Source organism: Cellulosimicrobium cellulans, from assembly GCF_006539945.1.
Lineage (GTDB): Bacteria > Actinomycetota > Actinomycetes > Actinomycetales > Cellulomonadaceae > Cellulosimicrobium > Cellulosimicrobium cellulans.
In genome coordinates, this window is record NZ_BJNZ01000024.1 from 57,892 (window position 1) to 68,964 (window position 11,073).

General features: G+C 76.1%; 9 protein-coding genes. All 9 read left to right on the forward strand.

What is annotated here, in order from left to right; translation table 11 throughout:
• Positions 1-23: 23 nt before the first annotated feature.
• Entirely contained in the window at positions 24-596 is a 573-nt protein-coding gene (locus CCE02nite_RS15850; protein ID WP_141390598.1) for a hypothetical protein, read from the forward strand.
• Entirely contained in the window at positions 593-2,302 is a 1,710-nt protein-coding gene (locus CCE02nite_RS15855) for an AAA family ATPase (RefSeq protein WP_141390599.1), read from the forward strand. The genes CCE02nite_RS15850 and CCE02nite_RS15855 overlap by 4 nt, the downstream gene beginning before the upstream one ends.
• Positions 2,299-3,648, forward strand: a complete 1,350-nt coding sequence (locus CCE02nite_RS15860; RefSeq protein ID WP_141390600.1) for a GlnX family signal transduction membrane protein — start codon at positions 2,299-2,301, stop codon at positions 3,646-3,648. The genes CCE02nite_RS15855 and CCE02nite_RS15860 overlap by 4 nt, the downstream gene beginning before the upstream one ends.
• Positions 3,645-4,673 (forward strand): glutamate ABC transporter substrate-binding protein, encoded by a 1,029-nt coding sequence (locus CCE02nite_RS15865; protein ID WP_141390601.1) that lies wholly within the window; start codon positions 3,645-3,647, stop codon positions 4,671-4,673. Before CCE02nite_RS15860 ends, CCE02nite_RS15865 begins: the two co-directional genes overlap by 4 nt.
• Positions 4,670-5,776: a hypothetical protein gene (locus tag CCE02nite_RS15870; protein WP_141390602.1), complete on the forward strand. Its 1,107-nt coding sequence runs from the start codon at positions 4,670-4,672 to the stop codon at positions 5,774-5,776. The genes CCE02nite_RS15865 and CCE02nite_RS15870 overlap by 4 nt, the downstream gene beginning before the upstream one ends.
• Entirely contained in the window at positions 5,773-8,130 is a 2,358-nt protein-coding gene (locus CCE02nite_RS15875; RefSeq protein ID WP_141390603.1) for a serine/threonine-protein kinase, read from the forward strand. Before CCE02nite_RS15870 ends, CCE02nite_RS15875 begins: the two co-directional genes overlap by 4 nt.
• Positions 8,127-9,422: a PP2C family protein-serine/threonine phosphatase gene (locus CCE02nite_RS15880; protein ID WP_141390604.1), complete on the forward strand. Its 1,296-nt coding sequence runs from the start codon at positions 8,127-8,129 to the stop codon at positions 9,420-9,422. The genes CCE02nite_RS15875 and CCE02nite_RS15880 overlap by 4 nt, the downstream gene beginning before the upstream one ends.
• Positions 9,423-9,515: 93 nt before the next feature.
• Positions 9,516-10,799 (forward strand): vWA domain-containing protein, encoded by a 1,284-nt coding sequence (locus CCE02nite_RS15885; RefSeq protein ID WP_141390605.1) that lies wholly within the window; start codon positions 9,516-9,518, stop codon positions 10,797-10,799.
• Positions 10,796-11,073, forward strand: a 278-nt coding sequence (locus CCE02nite_RS15890) for a double zinc ribbon domain-containing protein (RefSeq protein WP_141390606.1), incomplete at its 3' end; no start/stop codon positions are given. The genes CCE02nite_RS15885 and CCE02nite_RS15890, both read left to right, overlap by 4 nt.

The following is an 11,073-nucleotide window of genomic DNA, read 5'->3' on the forward strand; positions in this document are numbered from 1 at the left end:
CCACAGATCGGACCCCGAGCTAGATGGGCTGGTTCTCCGACGTGATCGGCCGCCTCGGCGGCCGGTCCCCCGCGCCCGAGCCCGCGCTCGAGCTGCCCGCCCCGCCGACGTCGGCCGAGATCCTCGCCTCGGTCGAGCGCGTCGAGCAGCAGATCGAGGGGCGGGTGCCGCCCGCCGTCACGGCGCGCGTGCACCGCATCACCGGCACGGTCGAGGAGATGGTGCCGCGCCTCGACCGCCTCGGCGGCGGGTCGCAGCAGGCGCACACCGTCGTCGCGACGGCCACGAGCTACCTGCCCGAGGCCGTCGGCGCGTACCTGCGCCTGCCGCGCGACTTCGCCGACCGGCGGGTCGTCGCGCAGGGCAAGACGTCGCTCATGCTGCTGTGCGACCAGCTCGACCTGCTCGGCGTCACGCTCGACAAGATCTCCGACGCCGTCTCGCGCGCCGACGCCGCGGCGCTCGTCGCGCACGGCGCGTTCCTCGCGGAGAAGTTCCGCGACTCGTCGATCGCGATCGACCCGGGGGCAGGCCAGGGCACGCCCCAGCCGCCGAGCGGCCCGCCGTCGGAGCCCGGACGACTGGAGGCACCGTGACCGGCCAGGAGACCCCGACCCTCGCGGCGGCGCTCGACGCGCTCGACGCCGCGGCACGCGCCGCGGGCGTGGACGAGGAGGCGGCCCGCGACGAGGGCGCCCGGCTCGCGGCGGCCGTCGCCGAGTCCTCCCCCGGAGCCCCCGCGGCGTGGCTCGCCGCGCTCGGGCACGACCCCGCCGCGACAGGCGCGTTCTTCACGGCCGCGTCGAGCGCGCGGCGCTGGCGCACGTCGCCGACGGACGTGCTCGCCGCGCTCGGCGCGGCCCGCTCGAAGCACGCCGCCGCGTACGGGCGGGCGCTCGCCGACGTCGCACGCGCGGCCGGGCACCTCGGCTCCCCCGGACCGCACGTGGCCGGAGCCGCCGCGGCCACCGCCGCGGTGCAGCAGTCGGGCGGCGCCCCGGTGCCGGCCCCGGCAGCCGCCCCGGGTGTCGGCCGGGCCTCGTCGGGCCAGACGGCGCAGCCTGCCGCGGGCGGCCGGGTCCCCGCGCGCCCGGCGACGGGCGGGGCGGACCCGTTCGACCTCGGCGACCTGCTCGCCGCGCAGGGCTCGCTCGACGCCCTGCGCCGGCCTGCGCCCGAGGTTCCGTCCGTCGCGTCGATCCTCGACGCGCTCGGTGCGCGCCCGGCCGCGGCACCGCCCGGCCCGACGCCGGCGTCGTCGAGCACGACGCCGTCGGGCACGCCGAGCGGCGCACCCGCGGAGGGCGCGGACGCCACGGCCACGCGGTCCGAGGCGGCGACGACGACCGAGGCCGCGGTCGAGGAGGAGCCGCCCCACTCGATCGAGGAGCTGCTCGCCGAGCTCGACGCGCTCACGGGCCTCACCCGCGTGAAGGACGAGATCCACCGCCAGACCGAGCTGCTGCGCGTCGAGAAGCTGCGCACCGAGGCAGGCCTGACCCGCCCGACGCTGACGCGCCACCTCGTGTTCCTCGGCAACCCGGGCACGGGCAAGACGACGGTCGCGCGCCTCGTCGCGGGCATCTACCGCGCGCTCGGGCTGCTCGAGAAGGGCCACCTCGTCGAGGTCGACCGCTCCGAGCTCGTCGCGGGCTACCTGGGCCAGACCGCGGTGAAGACGTCCGAGGTCGTCGCCACCGCGCTCGGTGGCGTGCTGTTCGTCGACGAGGCGTACGGGCTCGCGGAGGACCAGTACGGCGCCGAGGCGATCAACACGCTCGTCAAGGACATGGAGGACCACCGCGACGAGCTCGTCGTCATCGTGGCGGGCTACCCCGGGCCGATGGCGGACTTCCTCGCCACCAACCCCGGTCTCGAGTCGCGGTTCTCCACGACCATCACGTTCGAGGACTACGCCGACGCCGAGCTGCGCGACATCTTCGCGGGGATGGCGGCGAGGTCGGACTTCGAGCCGACGCCCGAGGCGCTCGACGTGTTCGCGCGCCTCGCCGCTGCGCAGCCGCGCACCGAGGGCTTCGGCAACGCGCGCTGGGCGCGCAACGTGCTCGACGCGGCGATCGCGCGCCACGCGTGGCGCCTCAAGGACACCGAGGCGCCGACGATCGACGAGCTCCGCCTCCTGCTCCCGGTCGACGTCGTCGACGGCGAGGGCGCCCCCGCGCTCCTCGCCACGCTCGACCCGCCCGAGCGCGACGACCCCCTGGACGACGCACCGGCCTCGGGCGCCCCCGTCGACGACGCGTCCGCCACCGCCCCCTCCACCGCCGAGGAGAACGCATGACGACCACCCCGGTCCGCCCTGCGGGCCAGCAGATCGTCCCCGCGGGCGGTCCCGCCCCCGGCGGCCCCACGGCCGCCCCGCACGGGGCACCCGCCGGCGCGCCGAACGCCACCGAGTCCCGCGCCCGGGGCGCCCTGCGCCGCACGCCCGGCAAGCTGCGGCTCGTCATGGCGCTGTGCGTGCTCGCCGCCGTCGCGCTCGGCGTGCTCGGCTTCCAGGCGGGCAGCGTCCAGTCCCGGGCGCTCGAGGCCGCGAGCGAGGACACCGCGCAGCTCGTCGGGGTCCAGGAGGTCCGCAACGCCCTCGTCGCGGCGGACGCGACGGCGACCGGCGCGTTCCTCGTCGGCGGCCTCGAGCCCGCCGACCAGCGTGCCCGGTACGACGACCTCGTCGACCAGGCCGCGAGCGGGCTCGCCACGCTCTCCGGGAGCAACGAGGGCGACGCGGAGCTGCTCGGCCAGGTCGCGGCCGACCTCACGGTCTACACCGGCCTCGTCGAGCAGGCGCGCGCCAACAACCGGCAGGGCTTCCCGGTCGGCTCGGCGTACCTCGACCAGGCGTCGACCATCCTGCGCGAGCAGATGCTGCCCGCGCTCGACGAGGTCGTGCTCGACGACGCCGACCGTGTCGCCGCCGACTTCTCGGGCGTCCGCGACGCGCTGTGGGTGCTCGCCGGCGGGCTCGTCGCCCTCGCGGTGCTCGTCGTGAGCCAGGTCTGGCTCGCGCGCCGCACGCACCGCGTGCTCAACGTCGGCCTCGCCGTCGCCACCGCCGTCGTGCTCGTCGTCGGCATCGTGTCGACGGTCCTGCTGGCCCAGGCGAGCTCGCGGGCGCAGGACGTCCGTACCGGCCCGTACGCCGCGACGCTCGCCGCGTCCCAGGCGTACTCGCTCGCCAACGACGCCAAGTCGATGGAGGCGTTCACGCTCATCAAGCGGGGGTCCGGGCAGGCGTACGAGGAGGCGTTCGTCACGGCGACGGACGACGCCACGGCGCGGCTCGACACCGCGGCGTCCGAGGGGATCCTCGACGGGTCGACCGCCCAGGCGCTCGACACGTGGGTGACCCGGCACGCGGACATCCGCGCGCTCGACGACGCGGGCCAGTGGGACGACGCCGTCGCCCTCGCCACGGCGACGGACCCCGAGAGCCCCAACGCCGCGTTCGACGCGTTCTCCGCGTCCGCGCGCGACGACATCGAGACCAACGCGGCCGCCACGAGCGAGCGCCTCGACGGCGCGGCGACGACCGCGACCGTGGCGGGGTGGCTCCTGCTGGTCGCGGGCCTCGTCGCAGCCCTGCTCGCGTGGCGCGGCGTGACCGCACGACTGGAGGAGTACCGGTGACCACGACGCTCGCCACCCCCGACCGGTCCGCCCGGAGCCGCCGCGCCGGCGCCCGTCGGCGCCGCAGCGGCGTCGTCGCCGCAGGGCTCGCCGCGGTGCTCGCGCTCGCCGCGTGCTCGGGGCCGTCCGGCGCGGACGACCTCCGCCTCACCGAGGCTCCGCAGGACGAGGCCGCCCAGGAGGCTCCGGCGGCTCCGGCCGCGCCCGCCGAGTGCGCGGACCCCGTGGCCTCGTACGCGCCCGAGGGCGCTCTGCCCGGACCGGACGCCCTGCCCGGCGGCAGCACCATGGCAGCGATCCGCGACCGCGGATCGCTGATCGTGGGCGTCTCGGCCGACACGCTGCTCATGGGCGCGCGCAACCCGCTCTCCGGCCAGATCGAGGGCTTCGACATCGACGTGCTGCACGAGATCTCGCGCGCGATCTTCGGCGACCCCGACCGGCTCCAGTTCCGCGTGATCACCTCCGGCCAGCGCCTGGAGGTGCTCGAGAACGGTGAGGTCGACCTCGTCGCCCGCGCGTTCACCATCAACTGCGAGCGGTGGGAGTCCATCGCGTTCTCGGCGGAGTACTACCACGCGGGCCAGAAGGTGCTCGTCGCGCGGGACTCGACGGCCGGCGGGATCGCCGACCTCGAGGGCCAGCGCGTGTGCGCGCCCGAGGGCACGACGACGCTCACGCGCCTCGAGCAGTTCTCCGGCATCGAGCCCGTCCCGGCCACGACCCACACGCAGTGCCTCGTGCTGTTCCAGCAGGGCAAGGTCGACGCGATCACGGGCGACGACACGATCCTCGCGGGCTTCGCCGCGCAGGACCCCTACGCGAAGGTGGTCGGCGAGGCGATCAGCGACGAGCCGTACGGCATCGGCGTCCCCGCGCAGAACGTGGACATGGTGCGGTTCGTCAACGGCGTGCTCGAGCAGATGAAGTCCGACGGGCGCTGGGCCGCGATCTACGGCCAGTGGCTCGGCGGGCTCGGCCCGGCCCCGGCCCCGCCGACCGCGGTGTACGGCCGCACGCCGTGACCCGCACGACCGCACCCGAGGCACCGGGACGGCTCGGCGAGGCGATCCCCGCCGCCGACCTCCTGGCATACCTCGCCGCGCTCGAGACCTGGCTCGACGAGCGGCGCACGGAGCTCGACCGGCTCGACGCGGCCGCGCAGGCCGCCGCGACGCCGGACGTCTACACGGCCGACCTCGTGCTCGCGCTCTCGCTCTGGCAGGCGATCCGCACGCGCGCGGACGAGATCCGGCCCGTCTGGGACTCGGGCCGGGCCGACGCCGTCGCACGAGAGAAGATCTCCCAGCTCCTCTGGGGGCGCCTCGACTCCGGGTCGGGCGCCGCGCTCGTCTCGCTCGTCGAGGCCGTGAAGCTGTGCGACGCGCTCGTCGTGCAGCTGCGCACACGCCTGTCCTTCGACCCGCACACGGCCGACCAGGTCGCGCGCCTGCGCGGCGTCCGCGCCGAGCTCGTGCGCTGCGAGGACCTGGCCGGCTCCGACGCGGACGCGCGGGGCCGCGTGGAGACGCTGCGCGGACGCCTGGACCACCTCGTCGCCCAGGCCGCGCGCGGGGCCGACGTCTCGGGCCCGCTCGCGGAGCTCGAGACCGAGGTCGCGCGGGCCGAGCGCGACCTCATCGTCGCGTCGGCGCAGCGCCGCGAGCTGCGCCGCGACCGCGCACGCACCGAGGAGCAGCGCGCCGCGCTCGAGGCCCGCGAGCCCACGCTGCGCGAGCTCGTGGCCCGCTGCCGGCGCGAGATCGCGCACCCGCCGCGGCTCGCGGTCCCCGACGTCTCGCGTCTCGGGCCCGTCCCCGACTCGCGGTTCGAGCTCGACGCCTACGCGGCGCGGCTCGCGACCGTGGCCCGCGCCGTCGAGACCGTCGAGGACGCCTACACCCGGCCCCTGCGCGAACGCGCCGAGCTGCGCTACAGCCTCGAGCGGCTCGCGGCGAAGGCCCGGGCCAACGGGCGCTCGGCGTCGCCCACCGTGCGCTCCGGCCACGTCGAGGCGCGCGACGCCGTCGAGGCCGTGCCGTGCGACGTGACGCTCGCGCGCTTCCTCGTCGAGCAGTACCAGTTCCTCACCCGCGACCTGCCCACCCCGGAAGGAGCGTCGTCGTGACCACCACCGCGACCGTCCCGTGCTCGGAGCCCGGCTGCCCGGGCACCATCGAGGACGGCTACTGCAACGTCTGCGGCGCACCCGCGGGCGGCTCCGGCGGCACGCCGACGGGGACCTCGGCCGGCACCACCGGCGCGCCGGTGCCGGGAACGGCCGCCGCCGCGTCGCCGTCCGCGATGCTCGGCACCGGCTTCGTCCAGGGTCGCCCCGGGACCGGGTCGGCGGCGGGCGCTGACCCCGACGCCGAGCGCTCGACCCGCACGGGCCGCACGAGCTCGAGCCGCCTCGCCACGGCCGCGCTCGGCTCGGCGCGGACCGCCGCGACCGGCTCGAAGGCGACGCGACGCGTCGGGACGTCCTCGACGCGCCTGCGCGGCCGCGGACTCGGCGCCGGCCTGACGACCGTCCCGTCCGTGCCCGCGCGCGACCCGCTCCAGTCCGTCATGGCGGTGCCCGAGGTCGCGGAGCGCAAGCGGTTCTGCCCCGCGTGCGGCGAGAAGGTCGGCCGCGGTCGCGACGGCCAGCCGGGCCGCACGTCCGGCTTCTGCCCGCACTGCGGCAACAAGTTCGACTTCACGCCGCAGCTCAAGCCGGGCGACCTGGTCGGCGGGCAGTACGAGGTCGTCGGCTGCCTCGCGCACGGCGGCCTCGGCTGGATCTACCTCGCCCGCGACCAGAACGTATCGGGCCGGTGGGTCGTGCTCAAGGGTCTGCTCAACTCGGGCGACCCGGACGCGTACGCGGCCGCGATCTCCGAGCGGCAGTTCCTCGCGGAGGTCGAGCACCCGCTCATCGTCGAGATCTACAACTTCGCCATGCACGACGGCGCCGGCTACACCGTCATGGAGTACGTCGGCGGCGAGTCGCTCAAGGAGATCCTCCAGGACCGCCGGGACGCCAACAAGGGCGCGATCGACCCGATGCCGGTGGACCAGGCGCTCGCCTACGTGCTCGCGATCCTGCCCGCGTTCGCCTATCTGCACGACCACAACCTCCTGTTCTGCGACTTCAAGCCGGAGAACGTCATCCAGCAGGGCGACGGCGTCAAGCTCATCGACCTCGGCGGCGTGCGGCGCAGCGACGACCTCACGTCGGCGATCTTCGGGACCGTGGGATACCAGGCACCCGAGGTGGCGGAGGTCGGTCCGTCGATCGCGTCGGACATCTACACGATCGGCCGCACGCTCGCGACGCTCGTCCTCGACTTCCGGGGCAACACGACGACGTACGTCGCGTCGCTGCCGCCCGTCGCGGACACGCCCGTGTTCCAGCAGTACGACTCGTTCTACCGGCTGCTCGCCAAGGCGTGCGCGCTCGACCCGGCGGACCGCTTCGCGACCGCCGACGAGATGCGCACCCAGCTCCTCGGGGTGCTGCGCGAGGTCGTGGCCGCCGACGCCGGCCCGGGCAACCCGGCGCTGCACTCGGCGGCGTCGGTGCTGTTCGAGGCCCCGGTCGCCGACGTGGCGGCCCGTCCGCTCGCGTGGGACGAGCTCCCCACGCTGCGCCGCGACGACCACGACCCGATGGCGAGCTGGCTCGCCGGCGTCAACGTCGTCGACCCGGACGCGCGCCTGGCCGCGCTCGCCGACGCGCCCGAGGACACCGTCGAGGTGCACCTCGCGCGCGCCCGCGCAGCGATCGAGGCAGGCCGCTTCGACGTGCTGCGCGGCACGATCGGCACGATCCTCGCGGACGACCCGTGGGAGTGGCGCGCCGCGTGGCTCGGTGGCCTCGGCGAGCTCGCGCAGGGCGACCCCGTCGCCGCGCGCGCGTCGTTCAACGCGGTGTACGGCCAGGTGCCCGGCGAGCTCGCGCCGAAGCTCGCGCTCGCCGCGGCCTGCGAGCTGAGCGGTGAGCCGGACATCGCGGAGTCGCTCTACGTGATCTGCGCGCGCACCGACGCCAACTACACGGCGCCCGCGGCGTTCGGGCTCATGCGCATCCGCGAGGCGCGCGGCGACCTCGACGGGGCGCTGCACGCGCTCGACCTCGTGGGGCCGACGCGCGGGTCGTACGTCGAGTCCCGCACGCTGCGCGCGCACCTGCTCGCCGAGTCGGGGCGCGGACTGCCCGCGCTCGCGGACGCGATGGCGAGCGTCTCCGCGGTGTCGATCGCGCCCCGCGAGCGCGCCGAGCTGTCCGTCGGCGTGCTGCGCTCCGCGCTCGAGACCGTCACGCGGTCCGGGCCCGAGCCGACGACGCGGATCGCGGGCGTCCCCGCCGACGAGCCCGCGCTGCGCGACGCCCTCGAGGGCGCGTACCGCGAGCTCGCGTCGCTCACGGACTCGCGCGACGAGCGCATCACGCTCGTCGACCGCGCGAACGAGGTGCGACGGTGGACGGTCCGATGAGCGACGCCCCGGCACCCGCGCCCGACCAGGCCGTGCCCGATCAGGCCGTGCCCGACCTGGGTGTCCCCGGCCAGTCGGCCACGGCACCGTCCGCGCTGCTCGCGTGCCCCGCGTGCGGCGAGCCGTCGCACGAGGGCGCGCGGTTCTGCGAGGCGTGCGGCACGCCGCTCGCCCCGCTCCCCCACGCCGGGGACCCGGCGGACGACGCGCCGGCCGGTCCCGGGGCCGCACGGCTCGTGCCGCCGGACGGCTCGGCCGCGCCCACGGACGGCTCCCCGACGAGCGCCGGGACCGCACCGGACGCCGCGACGGACCCCGGCGCCCGACCGTGCGTGCGGTGCGGGGGCCGCGTCGCCGAGGACGGGTACTGCACCGAGTGCGGCGAGCCGGCCGCCTCCGAGCGCGACCACTGGGCCGAGCGGCCCGCGACGTGGGTCGCCGGCGTGTGCGACCGCGGCGTGCGGCACTCCCGCAACGAGGACGCGATGGCGCTCGCCGCCAGCCCGTCCGCCGCGGCGGACCGCGCGTTCGCCGCGCTCGTCGTGTGCGACGGCGTCTCCTCCGCGCCCGACTCCGACGTCGCGAGCCTCGCGGCCGCGCGGGCGGCGCGCGACGTGCTCGCGGCGGGCGCCCCGGAGGGGACCTTCCCCGTCGTCGGCGAGCCGACGGCGCGGGTCGCCGCCTGGTCGGCGCTCGTCGGGGACGCCTCGCGCGCCGCGCAGGACGCGATCCTGACGACCGTCGGCGCGATGGCCGACCGCGAGAACCCGCCGTCGTGCACGTTCGTCGCGGCGGTCGTGGACGGGCCGCTCGTCGTCACGGGCTGGGTGGGCGACTCGCGCGCCTACTGGATCCCGGACACGGGCGAGGCGCACCAGCTCAGCGTCGACGACTCGTGGGCGCAGGAGATGATGGCGCAGGGCATCCCCCGCGCCCAGGCGGAGAGCTCCCCGCAGGCGCACGCGATCACGCGCTGGCTCGGCCCCGACGCCCCGGACCCCGTCGCCCGGACGGCGGCGACCTTCCCCGACCGCGACGGCTGGGTGCTGGTGTGCTCCGACGGCCTGTGGAACTACTGCTCCCCCGCCACCGACCTCGCGGCGCTGCTGCACGCCACCCAGGAGCGGGTCGGCCACGACCCGCAGACGGTGGCGGGCGCCCTCGTGGACTGGGCGAACGCCCAGGGCGGCCGCGACAACATCACGGCGACGCTCGCACGGTTCGACCGGTCCTCGGACCCGGGCTCCCCGGAGCTCGACCCGGACCTCGAGACGACGATCCCGACCACCTGACGCGGGCTCGCGCCGCGGTGCGACCCCACCCACGCGCGACCCGCCCACGACCCGATAGCCTGCACGAACACCCGCACCACCGAAGGAGCCCCCATGGCCGAGTTCGCCGCCGAGGTCTACCAGAACGAGTTCCTGTCCGAGGGCGCGACGGACGTCCACGCGATCATCACCGTGACGTGCACGGGGGCCGGGAGCGCGGGGAGCGTCGGCGGCGCGGGCGGGGTCGCCGAGATCATCATGGTCGACACGTCCGGGTCGATGTCCGGCCGGAACATGGAGGCCGCGAAGCACGCGGCCCAGGTGGCCGTGGACCAGATCCTCGACGGCACGTGGTTCGCGATCGTCGGCGGCAGCCACGTCGCCAACCGCGTCTTCCCCTACCCCAACGCGCGCATGGCGATGGTCCAGATGGAGCCGGGCGCACGCGCCGAGGCGAAGCGCGCGATCTCGATGCTCACGCCCGGCGGCGGCACGGCGATGAGCACGTGGCTGCGCCTCGCCGACCAGCTCTTCGCGACCGTGCCGCAGGCGGCGCAGCGGCACGCGATCCTCCTCACGGACGGCAAGAACGAGTCGGAGCCGCGCGCGAACCTGTCCGCCGCGGTCCGCGACGTCACCGGGCACTTCCAGTGCGACGCGCGCGGCGTCGGCTCGCGCTGGCAGGTCGACGAGCTGCGCGAGATCTCGACCGCGCTGCTCGGCTCGGTCGGCCTCATCGCGGACCCGAACGAGATCGCCGCGGACTTCGAGAAGCTCATGCAGGCGTCCATGGCCCGCGGCGTCGCCTCGGCCGACCTCCGCGTCTGGGCCCCGCAGGGCTCCCAGGTGCTCTTCGTGCGGCAGGTCGCGCCGACCGTCGAGGACCTGACCCATCGCCGCGCCGAGGTCAACCCGCTCACGGGGTCGTACCCGACCGGGTCGTGGGGCGACGAGTCGCGCGACTACCACGTCGCCGTGCGCGTCGCGTCGAAGCCGGTCGGCTCCGAGCAGCTCGCGGCGCGCGTCCAGCTCGCCGTGAACGGCGAGGTCGTGTCCTCGGGCCTGGTCAAGGCGAAGTGGTCCGACGACGAGTCGCTCACCACGCGCATCAACCCCGAGGTCGCGCACTACACGGGCCAGACCGAGCTCGCCGCGGCGATCCAGGAGGGCCTTGCGGCCAAGGCGTCGGGCGACGAGGCGACGGCGACCGTGAAGCTCGGGCGCGCCGTCCAGCTCGCGCAGCAGACCGGCAACGACGAGGCGACGTCGCGCCTGCGCAAGGTCGTCGACATCGACAACGAGGAGCAGGGGACGGTGCGCCTCAAGCGCAACACCTCGACCCTGGACGAGATGGCGCTCGACACCGCCTCGACGAAGACGACCCGGGTCCGCCGGTGAGCGCCGTCGTCTGCCCCAACGGGCACCCGTCCGAGTCGACCGACTACTGCGACGTGTGCGGCGAGCCGATCGGCGCCGCGTCGACGCCCGTCGCGTCCGCGCCGAGCGGCTCGACCCCCGCGCCGGGCGGCGCCCCGGCCGCGCCCGCCACGACCTGCCCGAACTGCGGGTCGCCGGCGCCCGGCGGCGCGCTGTTCTGCGAGAACTGCGGCTACGACTTCACGACGGGCGCCCTGCCCGACCCGGTCGACCCGCCGTCCGCGCTCTCGCTCGA